Origin of the sequence: Lysinibacillus sp. NPDC047702 (assembly GCF_050272555.1) — a bacterium.
Classification (GTDB): Bacteria; Bacillota; Bacilli; order Bacillales_A; family Planococcaceae; genus Lysinibacillus.
Map to the genome: position 1 here is coordinate 1 of NZ_JBNNMG010000061.1, position 24,051 is coordinate 24,051.

Below are 24,051 nucleotides of genomic sequence, written 5' to 3' on the forward strand. Positions count from 1 at the left end.
AGCAACGCGAGTGAAGCGGCTCATCGGACGCCCCCAGGAAAGCACTCAGTCGGAACGGAGATCAACCTCTCGTTTTGAAAAAGGGCTATACTTTTAATTTGTCACCTTGATTTCATTGACATAATAGTATTTCGACAACATGAAAAAACCTTATCGTCTAAAAAAACGATAAGGTTTTTCTATGCTTATTTTTTGCGTTTTGTTAAACGTCCAAGTACGAATGCACCTGCTGCTACCGCAAGGACTGTATTCGTTTTTTTCGTAAATACTTGTTTTGTCACAAGATTAAGGTTTTGAGGACGCTCAGCTAAACGGCGCATAAAGTAGCCATACCAATCTTCACCAAATGGTACATATACACAGAAGTTATAGCCTTCATTAGCAAGCTCTTTTTGCATGTCTGTACGGAAACCATAAAGCATCTGGAATTCAAATTTATCTAGTGGAATATTATGATCCGCTACAAAGCGTTTTACATGTGCAATCACATTATGATCATGTGTTGCAATGGATGTAAATTTGCCATGAAGTAAATGGTATTCGATTAACTCAATGAAATTTAAATCAATATCTAATTTATCTTGGAAGGCAACCTCAACAGGCTCTTTATAAGCACCTTTTACGATACGTAAACGATAGTCCTTAAATTTCTCGATATCGTCTTTTGCGCGGTAGAAGTAAGATTGAATAACAGTACCCACATTTTTAAAAGTTTTGGAAAGCTCCTCAACCATATCAAATGATGTCTGTAAACGACCATAGTTTTCCATGTCGAAGTTAATAAATATATCATAAGCCGCTGCTTTTTCTACAATTTCGTATAAATTATCGTAGCAAAAATCAACATCGATATCTAATCCTAATTGTGATGGTTTTAACGAAATATGGGCATCAACGCCATTTTCATGAATAGCTTCAATAACAGCGAGGATTTGTTCCTTTGCCTTTGTTGCTTCTTCTTCAGTTGAAACAAATTCCCCTAAATTATCCACTGTGCAAGAGATATTATGTGCGTTCAGTTCTTTGATGCTTGCAATTGTTTCGTCAATATTTGTTCCAGCTACTACACTTTGTGCTCCTAATTTAAGGCCATATTTTTTTGCAGCACTATTTAATAGTTGGTTTTCAGATAAATGGATGAAAAAATCGCGTAATACCATGGTCATTCTCCTCACTGCTTTTCTTTTTAGTATAACATAATTTATAAAAGATATATCGATTTCACCACAACCGTTATTTCATTTCAAGTATTTGCATGCGTTCATTAAAAAGAGCAGGATAGCTTAAAAAGCCTATCATTATGCTTGATAATGTCGCTGTTGTGAGGAGGGCAAAAATGATTAATAGTTGAAATTGTACTGCTTGTATGGGATCAGCACCACCGATAATTTGACCACTCATCATGCCTGGTAATTGAACGAGTCCAATGGTTTTCTGACTCTCGATTGTAGGAATCATACTGGCCTTAACAGCATTCATTAGCTGACGATGAATAGCCTGTTTAGGTGTGCCACCAAGAGATAAAATTAATTCTATTTCATCATGATGACTGGTGATCTCTGCAGTAAAACGATTTAAAAATAGAATGGATAACACCATTGAATTACCAATTAGCATGCCGCTAATGGGAATAATATATTGTGCAGCTGCTGGAACAATATGAAAGCCAAGTAAAACGCCTTGTGTGACAGCTTCAATTACAACTAAAGTTAGAGCTATTTTCCACGTAATACCTTGAATACCCTTTCCTTTTTTGCGAGCATTTAATGTTGCTACTATAATCATTAATGCAACCATAAGGAAAATATAAAGATAGCTTTGGGCTTCAAAGACAAATTTTAAAATATAGCCTACTGCAAGCAGTTGTATAATAGAGCGAATCGTAGCAATGATTGTATCTTTCTCAAGTCCCAGCTTTAATGTTTTTGATAGTAGCAGAGGGAGTAAAACAAAAATTAATGTGAGAGATAGTGTTGTAAATGTCATATGTCCACCCCCTGTACAAATTCTGCGACACGTGGATTTGTAGGGGCTTTCAGTAAGGAACTTCTTCCTGTTTCAATGAGCTCACCATCCATCATAACCCATGTGAAGTGCCCAATTGTTAGTGCTTGCTGCAAATTATGTGTAATCCAGATCATAGTGACATCGTATTTTTTGTTAATGGTAGCAATGAGTGTCTCGATGTCCTGGACAGATTGACGGTCCAGGGCAGAGGTAATTTCATCTAATAATAAAATGGAGGACTGATTAATAAGCGTTCTCGCTATCGAGACTTTTTGTCGTTGTCCACCTGATAACCCATTTGTAGAGCGTTGTAAATAGCTTTGATCGAGTCCAACATCTTGTAAATATTGAATGGCTTCTTCTTTTGTAAGCTTTTGTCCTTGTAAAGAACGAGGAAGTTCGAGATTTTCAAATACAGTCCCGTTGATCATAGGTGCTGCTTGAAGAGCAATACTGACATGTCTCCTTAAAGCAGTTGGCTCGTATGTAGAAATAGGTTGATTATCAATTAATATTTGACCATCTGTAGGTGATAATAAACCATTACATAATTTTAGTAGAGTTGTTTTGCCAGCACCAGATGGACCAACCAAAGTGGTAATTTTCCCTTTAGGGAAAGATCCAGTAATCGATTTTAAGATGGTCTTGTCATTTGCAGAAAAGCTGATCTGTTGAAGGTGAATAGAAGGCTCGTATAACATATCCATACAGTTGAAACTCCTTTATACTAATAGGTACAATAACTGTATCATGAAATGAATGAGGGCTACAGCCAAATTATGGTCTATTATAAAATGTAAGGGGAGAGTAGGGAATGAATGTATTATATGTAGATACACTAACATATGCACAAGGCAATATGTATATCGTAGCCTCAGATGAAGGTCTTGTATATATTGGAACACCAAATGCACCTTTTACAGAGGTAGAAGTATGGGCCAAAAAGCCATTTAAAGGCTATCGTTTTGAGGAGAATAAAGTAAAGCTACAGCCATATGTTAAGCAATTTACCGCTTATTTCAATAAAGAGCTTACAAAATTTGATTTGCCCATACATGTTAAAGGGACCCCATTTCAGCTTGCTGTATGGGATGCACTGATGGAGCTGCCATATGGAACAACGGCTTCTTATTCAGATATCGCACACCGCATCGGTAATCCGAAGTCGGTAAGAGCAGTAGGTGGTGCAATAGGAGCAAATCCAATATTAGCGATTATTCCATGTCATCGAGTGATTGGAAAAAATGGCAAGTTAACAGGTTTTCGTAGTGGATTGGCAATGAAAGAATTTTTACTTGAAATAGAGAAAGATTAAAAAAAGAACAAGTGGCTTTGATAACGTATGCGCTGATAATATAGGATTTACCTCAACAAAGTCATATGATTGAGTGCAAATGAGCACCCTGACCATAGAAATGAGCGAAATACCCCTAAGTAATGATCAGTAAGTCCACAGGGGTGTTATTTCAAAGATCTGCATGCCATCTAAGGATGCCATGCAGATTCTTGAAATTTCAATAAAGCTTTATCAGCACTAGACATGTTCTTCCTGAGCATTGGTTTGTGTTTTACCGAAATGTGTTAAACGATGAGCGAATGTTTCACCTTTAACAGCAGTGCCTTTGAATATATCCTGGTATTCATAGGCCGGTGTTCCGTGCTCGATAACATCCAGACCAGCGATTTCTTCCTCAGCAGAAACGCGTAATGGTACAAATGCTTTAATAATAAATAAACCGATTGTTACGGAAATACTAACCCAGGCGATGGTAGCAATAATCCCAATCGCTTGCACACCTAGAAGACTGATGCCGCCACCGTAAAGTAATCCTTGACCACTAATATCAAACAGGCCAACTGCAAGAGTACCCCAAATACCACAGATTCCATGTACGGCAATGGCACCAACCGGGTCATCAACTTTTAATTTCCATTCGATGATACGTACTCCTTCTACAAGTAATGGAGCTGCAATTATACCGATAATAATAGAACCAATAATACTAACATTAGCTGCACCAGCCGTAATACCTACAAGTCCTGCTAAGGCACCGTTTAATGTCAGTGAGCCGTCGATGTGACCATATCGAAACTTCGTATAGAAAGCAGTTGCGACCACTCCAGCAGAGGCTGCAAAGAATGTATTGGCAATAACACCAGGCACTAGTTCAGGATCAGCTGTTAATGTAGACGCACCATTAAAGCCGAACCAACCGAACCAAAGTAAAAATACACCTAGAGAGCCTAAAGGAATACTATGTCCTGTAATGACATTAACACGACCATTCTCATATTTACCAAGTCGTGGTCCGATTATTGCTGCTGCTACAAATGCTGCTACAGCACCTGTTAAGTGAACTACAGTAGAGCCTGCGAAATCAATAAATCCAAGATCAGTTAACCAGCCCTGACCACTCCACACCCAGTGACCAACAATCGGGTAAACTACTAATGTCATGAGTATAATAACGCCGATATAAGCAAAAATATTTGTACGTTCAGCCACCGCTCCAGATAAAATGGTTGCGCCTGTTGCTGCGAACATTGTTTGGAAGATAAAGAAGGAAAGATCATCAACACCTTTTAAAGCAAAGCCACTTGTACCGAATAATCCTCCAGCAGTATCACCAAACATAATAGCGTAACCACATAAAAAATAAACAATGCCGCCCAGTGAAATCGTAAGGAAGTTTTTCATAATAATATTGACCGCGTTTTTAGAACGTGTAAAGCCAGCCTCAACCATTGCAAACCCAGCGTGCATAAAGAATACTAAAATTGTGCCTAACATCACCCAAACTAAATTAACCGATAACAGAACTTCATCCATATATAATTCCCCCTTATTCTACTGCAATTGATCCGACTTCTTTGGTACGGATTCGAATTGCCTGTTCTACCGGATAAATGAAAATTTTACCGTCACCAACTTTGCCGGTTGCAGCATCTCGTAAAAGTACTTCCACAATAGGATCAACTTTTTCATCATCAACAATCATTTCCAATTTCAACTTTGGTAAAAATTCAATTTCATATGTGTTGCCACGGAATAAACCAGTGCGACCTAGCTGACGACCACAGCCTGCAATTTCGGAAACACTTAGCCCAGCAATTCCTTCCTGTGCAAGTCCGTCCCTAACGGCGCCGAAAACTTCAGGACGAATGATTGCTTCGATTTTTTTCATTGAAACCAGCTCCTTGCGTTAATTTAATTTACATGTTAAAACGGCATTAAAAACTACGCAATTGTTTTTTAAATAAATATGTTATGTTTTATAACATTGAATATTTCGTATTACGTAATATTTTTAGCGGAATGTTTTTATAAGGGGAATGTAAGCGGTACTAAAATTTATGTCTAAAATGTGTCAAGTTCTAAATTTTCTGATTATTTATGTAAGGAAATCTAACATAGAAACAGAAGAATGTAAAACGCAAGAATTTGGGTATATAGTGTATACTAGGACTAATTATCAAAGCGGAAGAAGGGGTTTCTTGTGAGATCAAATTATGCAGATGATAGCTTAGCGCTACACACAGACTTATACCAAATCAATATGGCAGAATCGTATTGGGCGGATGGTATACATAATAGAAAAGCGGTTTTTGAATTATATTTCAGAAAATTACCATTTGGCAATGGGTATGCCATTTTTGCTGGATTAGAAAGAATGCTTGATTATTTACGCAATTTTTGTTTCAGCGAATCAGATATTACCTATTTACGAGAAGAGGTAGGCTATAAAGATGACTTTATTGATTATCTGAAAAATATTCGATTCACAGGAAATATGTACTCCATGGTGGAGGGTGAGCTTGTTTTCGCTAATGAACCAATCGTCCGCATTGAAGCACCATTAGTAGAGGCACAGCTAATTGAGACAGCCCTTCTTAATATTGTGAATTACCAAACATTAATTGCAACAAAGGCTAGTCGTATTAAACAAATTATCAAAAATGAAGCTGCGATGGAGTTTGGCACAAGGCGTGCTCAGGAGATGGATGCGGCCATCTGGGGGACAAGGGCTGCATTTATTGGTGGTTTTGCCTCCACAAGTAATGTTCGTGCAGGGAAACTCTTTCATATACCAGTGTCAGGTACTCATGCACATGCACTTGTTCAAGCCTATAAAAATGATTACGATGCATTCCATGCGTATGCAAAACGCCACCGAGATTGCGTATTCCTTGTGGATACTTACAATACGCTAAAATCAGGTGTGCCAACAGCAATTAAAGTGGCTAAAGAGCTTGGCGACAAAATTAATTTCATTGGAATTCGTTTAGATAGTGGAGATATTGCATTCTTGTCAAAAGAAGCGCGTCGTATGCTAGATGAAGCAGGTTTTCACAAAGCCAAAATTATCGTATCCAATGATTTAGATGAATACACTATTTTGAACTTAAAGGCACAAGGTGCAAAAGTAGATGTATGGGGAATCGGTACAAAGCTTATTACAGCGTACGATCAACCTGCTTTGGGGGCTGTCTATAAAATGGTTGCCATAGAAAATGACGAGGGTCAATTAGAAGATACAATTAAAATTTCTGCGAATGCTGAAAAAGTATCAACGCCAGGTCTTAAAAATGTTTATCGAATTATTGATCGAAAGAATGGAAAGGCAGAGGGAGATTATATTACGATGCAGGATGAAAATCCCCAAGCCGAGGAGCGAATAAAAATGTTTCACCCTGTTCATACGTTTGTTTCTAAATTTGTTACAAACTTCGAAGCAACAAACTTACATCAGCATGTGATTAAAAATGGTACCATTAATTATCAAAATCCAACATTGGAAGAAATGCGCGACTATGCTGCGGATAATTTAGAACTGTTATGGGATGAATATAAGCGTGCCATGAATCCTGAGGAATACCCTGTCGATTTAAGCCAAAAATGTTGGGACAATAAAATGCGCAATATTGAAGAAGTGCAAGAAATGGTCAATCGATTATAGTAAGGAGTGGACAGTAAATGACTTTACAGCAGCAAATCATTCAGGAATTACGAGTGAAGCCTGCTATTGATGTGCAGGAGGAAATTCGTAAATCCATCGATTTTTTAAAGGGATATGCCCATAGATACAGTTTTGTAAAAGGGTTTGTTCTTGGAATATCTGGTGGCCAGGATTCTACATTAACAGGAAAGTTAGCACAACTTGCGGTGGATGAGTTAAATGTCGAGTCAGAGGAAACGACATATTCTTTTTATGCTATACGCTTACCATATGGTGTTCAGACTGATGAAAAGGATTGTCAGGATGCCATCGATTATATTAAACCAACAAAAACCTTAACAGTGAATATTAAAGGTGCTGTCAATGCAAGCGTTCAAGCATTAGCGGATGCTGGAATTGAGGTAAGCGATTTTGTGAAAGGGAATGAAAAGGCACGTGAGCGAATGAAGGCGCAATACGCTATTGCTGCTATGAATAATGCTGTCGTATTAGGAACAGACCACGCCGCTGAAGCAATTACAGGTTTTTACACAAAGTTTGGAGATGGGGGCGCGGATTTAATGCCCATCTTCCGCCTGAACAAACGTCAGGGTAAACAATTATTAGCTACACTTGATTGCCCAGAGCACTTATATTTAAAGACACCAACTGCCGATTTAGAGGAAAATCGCCCATCCTTGCCAGATGAACTAGCACTTGGTGTAACATATGATCAGATTGATGATTATTTAGAGGGAAAGACTATTCCTGAAGAAGCACGTATTACATTAGAAGGATATTATTTACGTTCTCGACATAAACGCCATATGCCGATTACAATATTTGATGATTTTTGGAAGTGATTTTTAGGAAAAGAGCTTTATTTAAAGTAGGATTAACTTTGAATAGGGCTCTTTTTTTATTTAATTTGATTCTGTGTTATTAAGCTTTCGCATAAAATGTCGATATATATACCTATAAAGTTGATAAAAAGTAAAGGAGGGTAATTATTTATGAGGACTTCTAGAGTAAGTGCAACGACTAATAGTACATTTCGTAACGAACAACAGTATCTACATGCAGGGGATATAAGTCATAATTTTGGGCAAAATCCGAAGCAACAGTTTAAAAATAGTATGCAAAAAAACACTGAAAAGAAGCAAGTGAATCGTACGAAACAAGATCATCAGCCGCGGTCAAATAAAATAGAGGCTAGTTCTTTAGATCATGCATATGATTTACAAATACGTAATGAATTAAATGAAACAGCCGATAAATTAAATCGTCTTAGCAAGCAAAAGAAGCTTCTAAATAGTTACCGCTCTTCTATATAGACATGTATAAAAACTCTCTTCATCTTTCCATAGATGGGGAGAGTTTTTATATTAAAAGCAGAAAATGAATATCTTTTATTCAAAATATTTGAAATCAAAACGTTCAATGAATATTCAAGATAATTTTTCCAATTCTTCACAGTGTTTTTTTACTTATTTCACAATTGAACTGTAAAGTAATTGGTAGTAACAGAATAAAGAAATTGGGGGAAGCGGTTGTGAAAAAATTATGGTTACCTGTACTTGCAGTATTATTTTTACTTACGGCTTGCGGTACAGAAAAGACAGAGGTTAAGGAAGAAGCATCGAAGCAAGAGGTAGCAGGAAATGAATCGGAAGCAAAGGATAATTCGGTTCAAGTTGCTTCCTTAGTGGATCCACGTTTACAAGAGCCTAAGGAAGATACATTGTGTGAAATGTGTAATATGAAGGTTTATATGAAGGACGAAGAAATGGGAGAGTTCTCTACTCAGGCAATAAAAGAGGATGGAACAATCGCCTTTTATGATGATATCGGCTGTTTATTAAATGCTGAGGTTGCCAACGAGGAAAAAAATGAAAAATTTGTGCGAGACTATATCACAAAGAATTGGGCGAAAGTAGAAGATGTAACTATCGTCAAAACAGACCTGAAATCACCGATGAACTGGGGCTATATTTATTTCATTAACAAGGCTGAGGCAGACAAATTTATTGCGGATAATCCAAGTGCACATGTAGAGGAGTTACAAAAGATTAAGGATGATGCATTGGAGCGTCGTAAAAAAATGATGGAAGAAAAAGCAAAAAAAGAAGCCAATGGTGAATCAGATTCCATGCATATGGAAGAGATGAATCATGATGATCAAGGTCATAATCATTAATAGAAAAGGACTAGGGGAATTCCTCTAGTCTTTTCATGCTGAAATGCGAGGTGAGGAACGGTGAAGAAAGTAGGTTTTGCATTTTTGTTTTTTCTATTTATGAGCCACACAGTGTACGCTGAATTCGATATACAGGAAGCTATTGATGCAGCATCTCCTGGTGAGGTTATTCATATTCCTGCTGGTCAATATCAAGGTAATTTTATTGTTACAAAGCCACTAACATTACTTGGTGAGGATGGAACGGAATTTATTTCGAAAAGTAATGAGCCGACACTACGAATTGCAAACACCGCAACTATCAGTATCAGAAATTTAAAATTATCGGGAAAAAGTAAGGCAATTGTTGCTAGTAATGTTGATGGTCTTGAGCTTAGTAATATACACATTAAAGATGCTTTTACGGGTGTACATATTCAACGCTCCAATAACATCCATATACATGACATTCATGTAACTGGCAGTGAGGGGCACTATGCAGAGAAAGGTAATGGTATCGCCGTTTATAAAAGTGAAGACATCCTTATAGAAAATAATCATATTGAGCAGATGCAGGATGGAATTTATGTAGAGGAAGTCAAAAGCATTGTTGTCCAACATAACAATGTGACACAGAGTCGTTATGCCACACATTTTATGTATACAAGTGATGCGAAGGCATTTTTTAATAACTATCTTTCTAATGTTACTGGTTTTATGGTCATGATGACCACAGATATCTTTTTAGAAAACAACACCGTTGAGAACCATTTTAATTATAATGGCTACGGTATGCTGTTGTATGACGTGCAGCGAGCTTCAATTGCAAATAATATCATCAAAAATAATCGAACAGGTCTAGCATTACAAAAAAGTTCGATGATACAAATTGATACAAATGATTTTCAAATGAATCAAACTGCAGTTGAGGGAACAAAGGTAAGTGATAACACAAAGGCTAGTCATAATAGCTTTACTGGTAATATCCTAACAGCTCGCTCTGATCGGTTAGGTTTTCAGCTTGATAGTAATTATTATGATGATTATACAGGTATTGATATGAAAGGGAATGGGTATGGGGATGTTCCATATGTGGCAATGTCAAGCTTTGGACAGTGGATGGTGCGACAGCCTGTCTACCAATATTTTGTGGCCTCTCCAAGTGTTGTTTTACTAACATCGCTAGATCAGCAAATTAATAAAACGGAATCAAGGGTGTTAGTAGATCATACACCGAGATTAACGATAAATCATGAAATAGAACATAACAAACTAGATGTTGTACAAGCAATAGCAGGTTTGCTTTTGCTAGTAAGTAGTTTATGGCTATGGAAAAGAGGGATAACGGAATGAAAAAATGGGTAATGATGATCTTATTGTGCTGTGGTGTACTGGCGAGCTGTAGTGAAAAAACATATGAGCCTCGTGAAATTGTTAGTGAGACAGATGTTTGTAAAATTTGTAATATGAGCATTGTTCATAATGCTTATGCTGGTCAAATTGCCCTGAAAAATGGTGATTATGAAATTTTTGATGATATTGGCTGCTTGATGGAATATATAGCTTCAAATGGTGATAAGGAAATTGGGGCAGCCTATATTAAAGATGCGGCAAAAAATGAATGGATTGATGTTTTTAAAGCTGTGTATGTGTACAACAAGGAGTATTGGACACCAATGAATTATGGTGTAGTGGCCTTTGATACAAAACAGGCAGCACAGGAGTGGATGACACAAGAGGGAGAGGGGAAACTGCTTCATTATAAGGATTTACACGATTTTAATTGGGGGATACATGAGTGATGTATAGTATGCTGATTAAATTAGAATTGAAGCAAATGCTTAGAAGTCGATGGATGCAACTTGTGTGTCTGTTATTTACATTCGTTTTTACAGCTATTGTCGTTATTCAGCAAATGGCACTACCAGATGTAGAAGGCTTTACACGTCAAACCGCCTCATTTTTAAACGTATTACTATTTCTATTGCCGTTATTTATCCTAACCATTGGCAGTATGAGTGTAGCTGGTGATGTGGAAACTGGTTGGTACTCGTTGTTAAAGACATATCCAATGACACGCATGCAATACATTACAGGGAAATATATAGCTACTGTACTAGCTTTTTTATTGGTCGTGCTGTCAGCGTTTGGGGTTATCTTGACGCTAGGTGGAATTTTAGGCGGTGTTCGTTTGCCAATTATTTTCATCACGCTAACTTTGCTATGTATATTTATTTTTGTGTCGTTAGCCATTTCAATTGGAGCATTTGCCAAAACTAGATTAAATGCACTGTCGTTATCACTAGTTTTTTGGTCCATTTTTTTATTGCTTATTTCTTATGCTTTGATGGCTATAGGAACTGTTGTAGCAGGTCATGTGATGCAAAAGCTTACCATTATTGCGATACATATTAATCCTATAGAGTGGCTGCGCTTTGGCTATTTTATTTTTACAAATCAAGCTAGTGTGCTTGGTCCAGCATTTTATGGTGTGACAAAGTTTTACTCATCATCAGTAGGTTACACGGTATATGGCGCTGTAACGTTGCTTTGGGTCATTTCCCCATTAGCTTGCAGTAGTAGGCTTTTAAAGAAAGGCGGAAGAAGATGATGCTATTAGAAGCAAACAATTTATCACATATATATGACAATAAGAGAGGGCTTCAGGAAGCTTCTTTTTCCCTACAAACAGGGCGTGTTCTAGCTCTTGTGGGAGGAAATGGCGCTGGCAAAAGTACGTTAATTCGTCTGTTAACAGGACAGGAAAAGCAAAAGTCAGGTGAAATTATCTGGCATAAACCCCAATCTATTCGATATATGCCAGATGATGTGGACTTTCCATCTATGTTATCAGCGATAGAAATTTTACAGCTACTTGCCTCCTTCAAGAACGTTGACAAGGAGGAACAAGAAAATGTACTGAAACGTGTTGCGCTATGGGATGTAAGAAAACAGAGGGTAAAGCAATTCTCGAAAGGGATGCGTCAGAGGCTGAACCTTGCTCAAAGCTTGCTTGGCAATGGCTCTTTGCTTATTTTAGATGAGCCGACAAATGGACTTGATCCGTTTTGGATAGCTGAGCTTAAAAAAATGATGCTCGAGGAAAAAAACAAAGGTTGTACGGTTATATTTTCCACACACTTACTTGCATTTGCTGAAGAGGTTGCAGACGATGTGTTAGTTCTGCATGAGGGGAAAATACTTATCTCAGGAAGCTTAAAGGAAATTCTTTTACAAGAAAAATCATCTTCATTAGAGAATTTATGGTTAAAAAAATTAAATCTGTAACATTTTGATAGGTAATGACGTTATATGTAAGTGGGTAGACTTGTTTGAAGGGATTCAGACAAGTCTTCTTTTACGTGCTAAAGTAATGGATAGAATTTCATATAATTGTCTTACTAGCAATATTTCGTTATGCTTAAGATAAGTTATCGTGCAATTCAAATAATTGTAGGGTGAAATAGGAGGTTTTATAATTTATGAATTCGCAAATACAAGATGTTTTAGAAAATATAGAGAAAGTAATGATTGGCAAAAGAGAGGTTGCTGAGCTTAGTATAGTCGCTTTGCTGGCGAGAGGGCATATTTTACTAGAGGATGTACCTGGTGTTGGTAAAACAATGATGGTGCGAGCACTAGCAAAGTCATTTGATGCGCAATTTAAAAGAATACAATTTACACCAGATTTATTGCCTTCTGATGTAGTTGGGGTATCTATTTATAATCCAAAGACAATGGAATTTGAGTTTCGACCTGGCCCGATTATGGGAGATGTTGTACTGGCCGATGAAATTAATCGTACATCACCAAAAACACAATCTGCGTTGCTTGAAGGAATGGAAGAAGCATCTGTCACAATTGATGGGAACACCCTAGCAATCCAGCAACCTTTTTTCGTAATGGCAACGCAAAATCCAATTGAACATGAAGGCACATATCCGTTACCAGAGGCACAGCTTGATCGTTTTTTACTAAAGATAAAAATGGGTTATCCGTCTAGAAGAGAAGAGGTAGAGATACTTCGTCGAGCTGAAAATGGTAAACCAATTGAAAAAATTAAAGCGGTGCTAACAGTTGAACAATTGAAAGAATTGCAGGAACTTGTACAAGGTGTGTATGTCGAAGATTCTGTCAAAAATTATATGGTGGAGTTAGCATCACAAACAAGGGAAAATAGCTATGTACATTTAGGGGTAAGCCCTCGTGCAACGATTGCACTAATGAAAGCCTCACAAGCCTATGCTTTTATAAAAGGGCACAGTTATGTAACACCGGATGATGTCCAATATCTTGTACCATTTGTCTTTAGTCACCGATTAGTATTAAAGCCTGATGCGCGATATGATAACGTAACAGCAGAAGAAATTATTGAGCGCATTATTGCAAAAACACCTGTACCAACAAAGAGGTTCGCGGAGCAATGAAGAAATGGAAAGTATTGATAGAGAAAAGTAAGCATTTCTTATTAGTATCTTTGTTAATCATTTTTACATTTTGCTATGCTATGTTTCAGGGTGGCTTTGTTAGCTGGTTTGTATTTTTTGCAGTTAGTCCATTTTTGTTGTATGCCTTTATTTTCTTATTAGTAAGGGAAAATATCTTACTTGTAGAACGTGAAATTGAACCATCTCATATTGAAAGTGGGCAATCAGCGAAGGTGACAATTACTGTAGAGCGAAAAACACGTTTCCCATTTGCTTATATGGTGATGGAGGAGCTTGTAAACAGTGAGTCCCTTGTGCAATCGAAGGTACAAGGAGCAAATGGCGTTTTGTTTGTAGGCTTTAAGAAAAAATTTAGCTGGAGTTATATGCTAGAAAATATGCCGCGCGGTGAGCATCGTTACCTAGGTGTGACTATTGTTTTCAGTGATTTCTTTGGCTGGGCAAAAAAAAGTGTTTCTGCAGAAAAAGAACAAGTGATCTTAATTTATCCAAGAGTTCGTGAAATGAAATATGCCGCTCTTCAAACAAAATTTGATGCTGGATCAATGATGACCCCTTATTCCATTGTTAAGGATACTTCAATGGCTGTTGGGCTACGTGAGTACGTTCCTGGCGATCGTTTTTCATGGATTCATTGGAAATCATTCGCAAAAACACAAACATTACAATCAAAAGAATTTGAGGATCGTCAATCGCAGGAGCTGATGTTAGTGCTCCATGCGAAAAAATCACCGTTATTTGAAGAGAAAATTGAGCTAGTAGCATCCATGTTACAAACGATAGTTGATGAACGAGGAGATATTTCATTTGTTTCAGCTGGTGCCGATACGAAGGTGTTTCCAACTATTCAAGGGAATAAGCAGTTAGATCAAGTTATGCATCATTTAGCTGCTATAAAGCCTACAGAAAATGTTAAATTCCAATTACGAGATCAACAAGCCTTTAAGCATATTGCAACAATGTTATATGTTACGAGCGAAGTATCTGATGAACTATTACATACTCTCGCCACTATGGTGAAAAGCTGTATTTGTTTTGTAGTGGCAGAACAGCCACCTTTACAAACAGATTTAACTAAGCGTTATAAGCAAATACAAGTTGTTCATGTTAATCCACTTGATTATTATCATTTGTTCACGGAGGTGATGAGGCCGTGAAAAAAACATTAGGAGATTTTATAGAATTAACGATTGCGTATGTAATTGTTTTTTTAATTTTACGTGAATGGCTTATTCCTGTAATGGAGCTAACTAATACTGGTTTACTTCATTTATTTTTAGTGTTTATTGGTCTATCCCTAGCACTTAGCTTATTCCGAGTACAGCCACTATTTTCCGGGTTGGTTAAATTAGGATATATTACATGGTTTGTAGTATTTGTATTTAGTAAAGAACCTATTTTATCAGGCAACACATTGCCGTTTTTAATACATGAATGGAAATGGAATATGACAGCCATTTTCTCAGGAGAATTTGGACAAGTATCCGATTCGTTTAGAACAGTGCTTTTCCTTGCTCTTATTTGGATGTTAATATACTTAATTCACCACTGGATAACGGTACGAAATAATATATTCTATTTCTTTGCGTTAACAGTATTTTTTATTGCTACTTTAGATACATTTAGTGATTATAATGGCAAAGTAGCAATTGTAAAAGTTATTATATTGGGTTTGATAATGACAGGCCTACTTTTTGTCAAGCGGCTATGGCTCCAGGTCGATGCAACGAATAATACAATAGGAAAGTGGAAGCTTGTTATACCTATGATTGTTTCTGTACTTCTTGTCAGTGGAGTAGCGTTTTTATTGCCGAAGACAGGACCGACCTGGGCTGATCCTGTACCATTTATCAAAGGGATTGCAGGACAAGGCGATTCGGGCTCGGGGAAAAAGTCAGTTGGTTATAGTGATGATGATAGTCGATTAGGCGGACCATTTCAGGGCGATAATACATTAGTTTTTACAGCCACTTCTCGTGATCGCCACTATTGGCGTATAGATACAAAGGATACCTATACATCAAAAGGATGGATTCTTTCACAAGGAAACTTTGGAAAAAATTATTATCAAGCTGATACACCTATTTTAACTTCTTTACAGGTAGGATCTCCAGAAAAAACACGTGAAATTCAGATGGACATTGCTGTTCCGATGCCATTTTTAATTCAAACGTATGGGATGCTGTCAGTTTCAGCCCAGGATTCAACCATGTTTATACAGGATGAGCAAACTGAAAAAATAGCAATAGAGCAACAAAGTGATGAGGACAAATTATTATCAAGCTATACACTATCATATAGTGAGCCAGTCTATAGCATGGAGCAACTTCAACTGTCAAAACCATCCATGCTGGAGACCTTGGACCCATCCTTTAATCGCTTTTTGCAGTTACCAAATACACTTCCACAGCGTGTAAGAGAATTGGCGTTAGACATAACACAGGATAAAGCATCGGTGTATGATCAAATCAAAGCAATAGAAAGATATTTTTCTATCAGTGGTTTTAGATACGATAAAACTGCAGCAGCTATTCCTGCTGAGGATCAGGATTATGTTGATCAATTTTTATTCGATACAAAAGTGGGCTACTGTGATAATTTTTCAACATCGATGGTTGTGCTTTTGCGGTCGGTAGGTATTCCAGCTCGCTGGGTAAAAGGCTTTGCGCCAGGTGATGCTGGTTCAATGTCAGATGGTTTGCGTGAGTATCGCATTACAAATGATAATGCACACTCATGGGTGGAGGCGTATGTACCTGGAACAGGCTGGATGGAGTTTGAGCCAACGATTGGCTTTACAGGAAATGTGAATATTGATTATGATATTGAACGAGAAACGCCTCAGCAAGAACAAGTCACTCAGCCAGAAGAAAAAAAGGATCAGCCGAAAAAAGAGCAAGAACCAAAACAGAAGGCTAGTAGTTCAACATTTAGCTTAGATGTAGTATGGACATGGATGAAAAAACTTAAATATGTATGGCTAGCTTTACTTGTTTTGCTCATTGCTACTAGTATTTCATTGTATACGAAACGTAGAACGTGGATACCTAAAATGCAAATAAGAGCATATCGTAAAAAAGAAGCAGATTGGACAAATTTTGATGCTTCTTATCATGATTTAATGAAACAGTTATCACGCATTGGTTTACGTCGAAAAGATGGTGAAACATTACGGGCATTTGCTGAACGGGTGGATGCATCTTTAGAGACAGATGAAATGCAAAAATTAACTGTAGTTTATGAGCAACATATTTATGGCAAGGAAGCGCAAGATGTTGACTTTAAGGAACTGAAAGAAAGTTGGGAATATTTAATCAATCGCACAATCAGTTGATTTTAGTGGGTACAAAGAGTAAAATGAAAAAAATTATATATGATAAGGATTGCTTTCATATAAGTTCGATAATAAGGTTCGAATGTTTCTACGAGATCACCGCAAATGATTTCTCTATGAAGGCGAATGTTTTGGTTAGGTGAGAAGTACGGATCACTTTTCTTTGCTACGCATTCGCCTTTATATTTCAAGAGCTTATGAACGCGTAGGAAGTTTTTACTTTCATACGCGTTTTTCTTTGAACACTTGAAGATATCCTTTAAAAATAGTAGAAGAGGTGGAAATTTTGTCAGCTAGCCCTTTATTAAAAGAGCAAGAAAAAATCGTTGTACTAGACTTCGGTAGCCAATTTAACCAATTAATTACGCGTCGTATCCGTGAATTTGGTGTTTTCAGTGAGCTACACCCCCACACAATAACAGCAGAAGAAATTAAAGACATGAATGCAACTGGTATTATCTTTTCAGGTGGTCCAAACTCTGTTTATGACGAAAAAGCATTCCATGTAGACCCAGCTATTTTCGAATTAGGCTTACCAATCTTAGGTATTTGCTATGGTATGCAGTTAATGGCACATACACAAGGTGGTAAAGTTGAAGGTGCTGAAACTCGTGAATACGGGAAAGCAGAAATCCAAGTTACAACTTCCAATAAACTATTTGGGGAGCTGCCATCTGAGCAAATTGTTTGGATGAGTCATGGTGACCATGTGACAGAAGTGCCTGCTGGTTTTGAAGTAATCGCAACAAGCGCTTCTTGTGCAATTGCTGCAATGGCGAATGTAGAACGTAAACTTTATGCAGTACAATTCCACCCAGAGGTACGTCACTCTGTATATGGTAATGACCTATTACGTCAGTTTGTGTTCGATATTTGTGAAGCAAAGGGCGACTGGTCTATGGCAAACTTTATTGAGCTTGAAATCGCGAAAATCCGTGAAATAGTAGGTGACAAAAAAGTATTATGTGCACTTTCTGGCGGTGTAGATTCATCTGTTGTTGCGGTTTTAATTCATAAAGCAATCGGTGATCAATTAACTTGTATGTTTGTAGACCACAACTTAAACCGTAAAGGTGAAGTTGAGCAAGTAATGAAAACATTTACTGAAGACTTCGACATGAATCTTATCAAAATTGATGCACGTCAACGTTTCATGGATAAACTTGCGGGCGTATCTGACCCTGAGAAAAAACGTAAAATTATCGGTAATGAATTTATTTATGTCTTCGATGAAGAAGCATCAAAGCTTGAAGGAATGGACTTCCTAGCACAAGGAACACTTTATACTGACATTATTGAATCAGGTACATCTACAGCACAAACTATTAAGTCACACCACAATGTTGGTGGTTTACCAGAAGATATGCAATTCCAATTAATTGAGCCACTTAAAACTTTGTTTAAAGATGAAGTGCGCGCATTAGGATTAGAGCTCGGTCTTGATGAAAAAATCGTTTGGCGCCAACCATTCCCAGGTCCAGGTCTTGGTATCCGTGTACTTGGTGAAGTAACTGAAGAAAAGCTTGAAATCGTACGCGAATCAGATTTCATCCTACGTGAAGAAATCGCAAAAGCTGGTCTTGAACGTGACATTTGGCAATACTTCACGGTATTACCTGATATCCGTTCAGTCGGCGTAATGGGCGATGCACGTACGTATGACTACGCAATCGGTATCCGTGCCGTAACATCTATCGATGGTATGACTTCTGACTGGGCACGTATCCCATGGGATGTACTAGAAAAAATCTCTGTACGCCTAGTAAACGAAGTAAAACACGTGAACCGTGTACTGTATGATATTACATCTAAGCCACCTGCAACGATTGAGTGGGAATAGTAGTAGGAGAGTTAGAAACCCTTGATGTATAAGGGTTTCTAACTCTTTTTTCGATTTCTAAACACTTTTTATTTTTGTATTACGTAAATAACTTACAGTAAACTCATTTTTAGGTTTAGGGGAGGAATCACCATTTTGTTTTGCTTTTTTAAAAGAGATGATTCTGTTTAATTTGTTGGGTAATTTAACTTCAAAGTTACTATTTGGATATAGATGTTCATATGTCCTAAAGTTGCTTCAATATCTTCATGTTTTAAAGGGTTTTTATAATTCTCATACTAATGAGTTGAGAGGCATGGGAATGGCGTAGTATTCCAGATAATGTATTAGCCACGGTTATCAAACATGATTAACCACTATAAGAAAAAAGGTTTGTGGATAAAAAGAATAAGATTTTTTTGCAAAAAACTGTATTCGCCCATCTTATTCCAATTTCATATTGCCAACCATTTAAGACAGATGTATTATATTAATTAAGGCAATTGTCTTAAATGAAAGAGGTGAGTATATATGAAAAAATTACCTGAAACAGAATTTAAAATTATGAAAGTAGCTTGGGAAAGTGATCCTCCCATTACGACAGGCTTAATAATGGAGAGTATAGGCAATGAGAACAATTGGAAAATTCAAACCGTAGTATCTCTTATGAATAGATTAACTGAACGTGGATTTCTTCGCAGTGAGAAAAAAGGCAAGGAGCGTTTATATTATCCGATAGTGGAAAAAGACGATTATCTACATTTTGAAACAGTTCATTTTATGAAGCTCTATCATAAAAACTCATTTATGAATTTAGTAGGCACACTCTATAAATCCGATACTATTTCTAATGAAGATTTAGCTTCTTTGCTTAAATGGGTGGAAGAAAAGAGGGATTAAAATGCAAAGCATCATGGTAGGTTTATTCTTTAAATCTGTAGTAATGTCCTTTATTGGACTACTCTTTATAGCTGTAACGCCTTTCCTTTTAAAACGATACCGTGCTAAATGGCTTTATTATGGCTGGCTCGCTATCCTTGCAGGTTTTATTTTACCATTTACAATCAATATTTCGACCACAGTTGTCAATCTATCAGAACCAGCGCCATTGCCATCTAAAGAACTTGTTCCAGTTAACAGTAGTCAAATAACACTTGTGTCGACATCTGTAGATACCATATCAGCATTTTCTGTATGGCAAATAGGGATGATCATATGGATTTTAGGAATCGTTGTATTTTTGGCTGTTCATCTTGTAAAACATTATCGTTTTATGTACATGGTGAAAAGATGGGGGCAAACGATAACTGAACCAAATACCCTTCATTTGCTTGAAAAAGTTAAACATGAAATGAATATTACTAAGGAAATCGTATTGAAAGAATGTAGCTGTATTCATTCACCCATGTTAGTGGGATTTGCTAAAAATACTATCTGGCTTCCTAATAATTCTTATCGAGAAGAAGAACTAAACATGATATTGAAGCATGAGTTAGTTCATTTGAAGCGAAAGGATTTATGGTATAAAGCGTTTGTGTTGCTGGTTAGTAGTATTCATTGGTTCAATCCATTGTTCTATCTATTCGCTAAAGAACTGGACAATCTTTGTGAACACGCTTGTGATGATGAAGTAGTAAAAAATACTGACATCCAGCTTAGAAAAACGTATAGTCAGACGATACTACATGCTGAGAAATTCAAAAGAGGAGAAGGTGTTCTTTCTACAAATTTTCTAGGAAGTACACAAATTCTAAAAAAGAGGATATTCTCCATTATGGATATGAGTAAGAAGAAGTCAGGAATTGTTGTGATGGCACTATTAATTTTACTTACAACAGGTGGAGTGGGTGTCAGTTCGGCATTTGCTATTTCCAGTAAGCCGTTGAACTATTTAGACGAAACATTTATGAAAGAATCCATTTTAAATGGTGCATCCAGAGGCTATTTTGCAACAGATAAATTTATTATTTACCCAAAGAATATGAAGGATATACAAGCTGTGCCACCTGAGCCTACTTTAAACAAAGAGCTCTATCGTGATGTGTTTTCAGAGGGTGTCATTGGAACTGAAGCAAGATACCGATACCCGATTGAAATTGTGCATAAACAGCATGGACAGAAATATACAACAGTAATTCATATTGAATATGACTATGAGCTACTAGCACCTGTCGAATATGATGAGCTCAATACCCTTATCGAAGCCTATTTATTACCTTTTAATGAGTTAAAGTCGATACCCTATGAAGATTTCAACACACCAAATTACCTAGAAAGTAGATTGAAAGCCTATATACAAGATATTGATACACAGAATATAGACGCTCGTATGGAATTCACATTTAATTTTAATGGCTGGGTAACGAACAATAATAGTTTACCTTTTTCAAGTCAAAATCCTATAGGTACTACACCACGTTATATGAAATTTACACCATAGAAATCGAGATGTATAGCTGAAAGAAGATATTAATCTGACAAGCATCATTCAAAATAGGGGCTAAATTGAAATATTTGTACAAAATTTTGTTGTTAAAAATGGGCAACTAAATTCCAAACATCCAAATTCATTAGTTCTGGTTATATACAACCTGTTTTAATTTTATGGGAAGAATAAGCTAGAACAAAATCTGGTGCATTTATGTTAAGTGAATCTCCTAACGGTCCTCTTTTGAGGGAAACTGACTTTGTTCAGTTAGTATGATATATCAACGCTATCTTAGTATCAACAATTTATCGTGCACGATAATTGGGCTTTAATAGGAATCTCAATTTGGTAGAAATGGTCAAGTGAACTTGTTACAGATATTTGGGAAATATCGAATTAAAAAAGATTTTAGATGTATAAATTCAAAATAAAAAGCCCTAGAAACATTGATTTCTAGGGCTTTTTTGAAAATTAGTTAAAGAGTTCAACACTTCATCCTCGTATAAACTAGCTTTTAATTTCCTTTTTCAACATTAAAAATAAGAAAAGCACACCAACTTCTACGATTAACGGAACAAAAATAATATGTAAATGGAAGAAAATGATACTTATCAAAATAGCTGCACAAATAAATATTGAAATATATCGATAACTTTTTGATTGATAAAAGAATGAATATGGTAACAAATGTGCACCGTAAATAATTGCATATACAGGTAAGACCCACATAGGTGCTTTTATCAATAGAAGAATACAAATAATTAAATATAAAATTTGATTGTTTGTTGCAATTAACAGTCCATTAATCAATGGATTTTCTTTATAAAATAAATCAACTTTTAATATTTTGGCACAAAGAATTGAAACAGGAAACAGCAATGCACCACAAGATAAAATGCCAATATTTTTTATCATTAAATCTAAAGGCAGCAACGTGATTGTTGTGATAACTCCCCAAATAAATATAGAAGCCATGATAAAAGGAAGACCCTTTTTTTGTTTCTGAGCAATATCATTTAATAGTACTTGTAAGCTAGTATTGATGTTCATTTCCGTTTCCATCTCCTTAATTTTCAAGCGATTTATTCAAACTATCCGCTATTTTTTTATTTTCATATTTTGAGAAAAAATAAAATCCAATGATATGACCAATCAATGTTATTATTAAAATTAGCAATAAATATGGTTTGATAAATTCAAATACTTTCAGTGAAAAAAGATATACACTTCCTATGCTACAGAAAAAATTCAAAAAAGTACTAATAATAATTTTAGTTGTTACTTTTAATGTAGAGTAGTTCCACAAATAAGGATAAGCTATACCAAAAACAATCCCCATTAGAACGCTAATACCAATTAAATTCCAGATGTAAATAAAGTTTATTATTTCTTCGTGAAGTTTAAAAATAGTAATTAAGAAAACAATCCAAATCAACACCATAAATGAAACGTTCAAAAAGCTATTCTTTAAGTCATTTATCATATCAATTTCTCCTTAATAGATTTTGCATAATGTCTACTGACAATATATGTATTTTGTTGTTTTGTAATAACTTCCAATCTAGCATGGCTTCCCGAAGCAAACGAGCGTATTTGATTCAAATTCAAAATCATTGAATTGTTAATTCTAACCAATCCGAATGATTCCAAGTAAGATAACTCTTTTAAAATCTTATTCAGTATTAGCTCTTTACCATCTATTAAAAAGATTTTGGCAAAATGACCAGATGCCTCAATCGCTTCGATGTCATTGAGTTCAATCATAACCTGGCGATTTGTTTTGAAATCTGTTGCACTTAATGTTATAGATTGGAAAAATTGCTGTTCAAATGTAGAAAGCAATTCTTTATTCGAAGGATTACTAATAATCTCAATTTCAGAAGATGATTTATTGTTTTTCCAAATATAGCTGAATTTCATGTTGATCTCCTTTCTGTTTTTATCGTAGCAACACTTCTAAGAACTTACGATGATTTTTCGTTTTGTTGCAAAAAAAATAGACTTTGTTACAACATTGATTCTTAAAATTTAAAATTACAGTTTTCGCACCATCAAAAAACCTAAAGATTTTAATTGGTGTTTAAAGCAAAGATTCTAAAATTGACTATTAAAAAGAATCGACAAATAAAAGTATAACTCAATTCCTCATTTACACAGTGAGCACAGTAGATGAGATGACCACAAATCGACTGACCAATCCTTATACAAAGCATAAATCGTATCAACCTGTCTCCAAAGCCAGGTGACAAAATTGAGTTGGAATAGGCTTGCCATTAAGTGTCGATTGCTGAATTCTTATACAAGGTTTTTATAGTTTTATACAAAATTTTCACTCTACCTTTTAGAAGAAAGCCAAGCCCAGCGTCAAATGTTTTTTGTAGCGAAAGATAAGTAACAGCTCTAATTATATTATTGGACTTGTTAATTTGGAAATATATACAGTCAATAGGATAAATGGTAGAATAGTGAAAATATAAAAGGGGTTAAATTGATTGAATATACTCAAGAAATGGTTTGGTGGAGTTTTTGTATTTGCGATGCTATTTAGCATTCAGCACCAAGTAGCAGATGCGGCTGATTATCGAACAGTGAAGGTTGTAAGTGGCTCAAGCCTTCTTGTGAGAGAGGAGCCGAACGATGCAGCAACCACTTGAATACTATGTATTTGTGCATCGGTGAAACAGATTCGCCCTTCAATATATTTACTATTATAAAAAGAAAGCAAACACAAGAATTCGAGTGCTTTATGATACTACATCTAAGCTACTAGAGAATAATAGACATATACCAATTGGATGTGGATATCTAGTTAACGGTGTCTGCTAAGATAATAAGATAGTAAAAACTGCTTTATAATAAATTTTCCCCCACCTGATAAACCTCCAATTTAGGGGGGTTCTAG

Annotated in this window: 24 protein-coding genes, 1 pseudogene and 1 riboswitch; of the genes and pseudogenes, 16 read left to right on the forward strand and 9 right to left on the reverse strand. The window is 36.2% G+C overall.

Translation table 11 applies throughout. The features are described 5' to 3' along the window. Window positions 1-185: 185 nt before the first annotated feature. From ACQKIM_RS21990 to ACQKIM_RS22000, 3 genes are all read right to left on the reverse strand, one after another. Window positions 186-1,160 (reverse strand): proline dehydrogenase family protein, encoded by a 975-nt coding sequence (locus ACQKIM_RS21990; protein WP_427548124.1) that lies wholly within the window; start codon window positions 1,158-1,160, stop codon window positions 186-188. Between the two features lie 73 nt (window positions 1,161-1,233). Further along, window positions 1,234-1,986 carry an ABC transporter permease gene (locus ACQKIM_RS21995; RefSeq protein WP_427548126.1) on the reverse strand — a complete coding sequence of 251 codons (753 nt, stop codon included), beginning with the start codon at window positions 1,984-1,986 and terminating at the stop codon, window positions 1,234-1,236. Next, the gene (locus ACQKIM_RS22000; RefSeq protein WP_427548128.1) at window positions 1,983-2,714 is read right to left on the reverse strand and encodes an ABC transporter ATP-binding protein; all 732 of its coding nucleotides are present in this window, start codon (window positions 2,712-2,714) and stop codon (window positions 1,983-1,985) included. Before ACQKIM_RS22000 ends, ACQKIM_RS21995 begins: the two co-directional genes overlap by 4 nt. 107 nt (window positions 2,715-2,821) lie before the next feature. Here ACQKIM_RS22000 and ACQKIM_RS22005 point away from each other — a divergent pair, with 107 nt between their 5' ends. Then, on the forward strand, window positions 2,822-3,322 hold the full coding sequence (locus ACQKIM_RS22005; protein WP_427548130.1) for a methylated-DNA--[protein]-cysteine S-methyltransferase: 501 nt from the start codon (window positions 2,822-2,824) through the stop codon (window positions 3,320-3,322). Between the two features lie 219 nt (window positions 3,323-3,541). Here ACQKIM_RS22005 and ACQKIM_RS22010 read toward each other — a convergent pair whose 3' ends face one another. Both ACQKIM_RS22010 and ACQKIM_RS22015 read right to left on the reverse strand, forming a co-directional pair. Continuing rightward, on the reverse strand, window positions 3,542-4,837 hold the full coding sequence (locus ACQKIM_RS22010; RefSeq protein WP_427548131.1) for an ammonium transporter: 1,296 nt from the start codon (window positions 4,835-4,837) through the stop codon (window positions 3,542-3,544). Between the two features lie 13 nt (window positions 4,838-4,850). Continuing rightward, window positions 4,851-5,192 (reverse strand): P-II family nitrogen regulator, encoded by a 342-nt coding sequence (locus tag ACQKIM_RS22015; protein WP_427548133.1) that lies wholly within the window; start codon window positions 5,190-5,192, stop codon window positions 4,851-4,853. A gap of 312 nt (window positions 5,193-5,504) precedes the next feature. Between ACQKIM_RS22015 and ACQKIM_RS22020 the strand changes: the two genes are divergently transcribed. The 12 genes from ACQKIM_RS22020 (at window position 5,505) to guaA (ending at window position 18,742) form a co-directional block, all read left to right on the forward strand. After that, entirely contained in the window at window positions 5,505-6,965 is a 1,461-nt protein-coding gene (locus tag ACQKIM_RS22020) for a nicotinate phosphoribosyltransferase (protein WP_427548135.1), read from the forward strand. Window positions 6,966-6,982: 17 nt separating this feature from the next. Continuing rightward, window positions 6,983-7,807 (forward strand): ammonia-dependent NAD(+) synthetase, encoded by an 825-nt coding sequence (gene nadE, locus ACQKIM_RS22025; protein WP_427548137.1) that lies wholly within the window; start codon window positions 6,983-6,985, stop codon window positions 7,805-7,807. Between the two features lie 150 nt (window positions 7,808-7,957). After that, a complete protein-coding gene (locus ACQKIM_RS22030) occupies window positions 7,958-8,278 on the forward strand; it encodes an NAD synthetase (protein WP_427548139.1) in 321 nt (106 codons plus the stop codon). A 218-nt stretch (window positions 8,279-8,496) separates the two neighbouring features. After that, on the forward strand, window positions 8,497-9,141 hold the full coding sequence (locus ACQKIM_RS22035; RefSeq protein ID WP_427548140.1) for a nitrous oxide reductase accessory protein NosL: 645 nt from the start codon (window positions 8,497-8,499) through the stop codon (window positions 9,139-9,141). A gap of 60 nt (window positions 9,142-9,201) precedes the next feature. Beyond that, complete coding sequence (locus tag ACQKIM_RS22040) at window positions 9,202-10,473, forward strand: right-handed parallel beta-helix repeat-containing protein (RefSeq protein ID WP_427548142.1); 1,272 nt, start codon at window positions 9,202-9,204, stop codon at window positions 10,471-10,473. Continuing rightward, window positions 10,470-10,922 (forward strand): nitrous oxide reductase accessory protein NosL, encoded by a 453-nt coding sequence (locus ACQKIM_RS22045; RefSeq protein WP_427548144.1) that lies wholly within the window; start codon window positions 10,470-10,472, stop codon window positions 10,920-10,922. The genes ACQKIM_RS22040 and ACQKIM_RS22045 overlap by 4 nt, the downstream gene beginning before the upstream one ends. Continuing rightward, window positions 10,922-11,731 carry an ABC transporter permease gene (locus ACQKIM_RS22050; RefSeq protein WP_427548169.1) on the forward strand — a complete coding sequence of 270 codons (810 nt, stop codon included), beginning with the start codon at window positions 10,922-10,924 and terminating at the stop codon, window positions 11,729-11,731. The genes ACQKIM_RS22045 and ACQKIM_RS22050 overlap by 1 nt, the downstream gene beginning before the upstream one ends. After that, the gene (locus tag ACQKIM_RS22055; RefSeq protein WP_427548146.1) at window positions 11,728-12,408 is read left to right on the forward strand and encodes an ABC transporter ATP-binding protein; all 681 of its coding nucleotides are present in this window, start codon (window positions 11,728-11,730) and stop codon (window positions 12,406-12,408) included. Before ACQKIM_RS22050 ends, ACQKIM_RS22055 begins: the two co-directional genes overlap by 4 nt. Before the next feature lie 194 nt (window positions 12,409-12,602). After that, window positions 12,603-13,547, forward strand: coding sequence for an AAA family ATPase (locus ACQKIM_RS22060; RefSeq protein ID WP_427548148.1), 945 nt, complete (start codon window positions 12,603-12,605; stop codon window positions 13,545-13,547). Beyond that, window positions 13,544-14,725 carry a DUF58 domain-containing protein gene (locus ACQKIM_RS22065; RefSeq protein ID WP_427548150.1) on the forward strand — a complete coding sequence of 394 codons (1,182 nt, stop codon included), beginning with the start codon at window positions 13,544-13,546 and terminating at the stop codon, window positions 14,723-14,725. The genes ACQKIM_RS22060 and ACQKIM_RS22065 overlap by 4 nt, the downstream gene beginning before the upstream one ends. Continuing rightward, complete coding sequence (locus ACQKIM_RS22070; RefSeq protein ID WP_427548151.1) at window positions 14,722-16,902, forward strand: transglutaminase TgpA family protein; 2,181 nt, start codon at window positions 14,722-14,724, stop codon at window positions 16,900-16,902. The genes ACQKIM_RS22065 and ACQKIM_RS22070 overlap by 4 nt, the downstream gene beginning before the upstream one ends. A 35-nt stretch (window positions 16,903-16,937) precedes the next feature. Further along, window positions 16,938-17,039, forward strand: a riboswitch (purine riboswitch). Window positions 17,040-17,188: 149 nt separating this feature from the next. Next, window positions 17,189-18,742, forward strand: coding sequence for a glutamine-hydrolyzing GMP synthase (guaA, locus tag ACQKIM_RS22075; RefSeq protein ID WP_427548152.1), 1,554 nt, complete (start codon window positions 17,189-17,191; stop codon window positions 18,740-18,742). Between the two features lie 57 nt (window positions 18,743-18,799). Here guaA and ACQKIM_RS22080 read toward each other — a convergent pair. Continuing rightward, window positions 18,800-19,052: pseudogene (locus ACQKIM_RS22080) on the reverse strand (site-specific integrase); the annotation flags it as partial. A gap of 200 nt (window positions 19,053-19,252) precedes the next feature. Here ACQKIM_RS22080 and ACQKIM_RS22085 point away from each other — a divergent pair. Then, the gene (locus ACQKIM_RS22085; RefSeq protein WP_427548154.1) at window positions 19,253-19,621 is read left to right on the forward strand and encodes a BlaI/MecI/CopY family transcriptional regulator; all 369 of its coding nucleotides are present in this window, start codon (window positions 19,253-19,255) and stop codon (window positions 19,619-19,621) included. A 1-nt stretch (window position 19,622) separates the two neighbouring features. Then, the gene (locus tag ACQKIM_RS22090) at window positions 19,623-21,161 is read left to right on the forward strand and encodes a M56 family metallopeptidase (protein WP_427548155.1); all 1,539 of its coding nucleotides are present in this window, start codon (window positions 19,623-19,625) and stop codon (window positions 21,159-21,161) included. A 495-nt stretch (window positions 21,162-21,656) separates the two neighbouring features. On the opposite strand, the gene ACQKIM_RS22095 is transcribed toward ACQKIM_RS22090, so the two are convergent. Genes ACQKIM_RS22095 through ACQKIM_RS22105 form a run of 3 tightly spaced genes read right to left on the reverse strand, consistent with a single transcriptional unit; the run spans window position 21,657 to window position 23,069 of the window. Then, window positions 21,657-22,199 (reverse strand): DUF7010 family protein, encoded by a 543-nt coding sequence (locus ACQKIM_RS22095; RefSeq protein ID WP_427548157.1) that lies wholly within the window; start codon window positions 22,197-22,199, stop codon window positions 21,657-21,659. Between the two features lie 16 nt (window positions 22,200-22,215). Next, window positions 22,216-22,632: a hypothetical protein gene (locus ACQKIM_RS22100; protein ID WP_427548159.1), complete on the reverse strand. Its 417-nt coding sequence runs from the start codon at window positions 22,630-22,632 to the stop codon at window positions 22,216-22,218. Beyond that, window positions 22,629-23,069 carry a LytTR family DNA-binding domain-containing protein gene (locus ACQKIM_RS22105; RefSeq protein WP_427548161.1) on the reverse strand — a complete coding sequence of 147 codons (441 nt, stop codon included), beginning with the start codon at window positions 23,067-23,069 and terminating at the stop codon, window positions 22,629-22,631. The genes ACQKIM_RS22100 and ACQKIM_RS22105 overlap by 4 nt, the downstream gene beginning before the upstream one ends. A 572-nt stretch (window positions 23,070-23,641) precedes the next feature. Between ACQKIM_RS22105 and ACQKIM_RS22110 the strand changes: the two genes are divergently transcribed. Further along, entirely contained in the window at window positions 23,642-23,803 is a 162-nt protein-coding gene (locus tag ACQKIM_RS22110; protein WP_427548162.1) for a hypothetical protein, read from the forward strand. The last annotated feature ends 248 nt before the right edge of the window (window positions 23,804-24,051 follow it).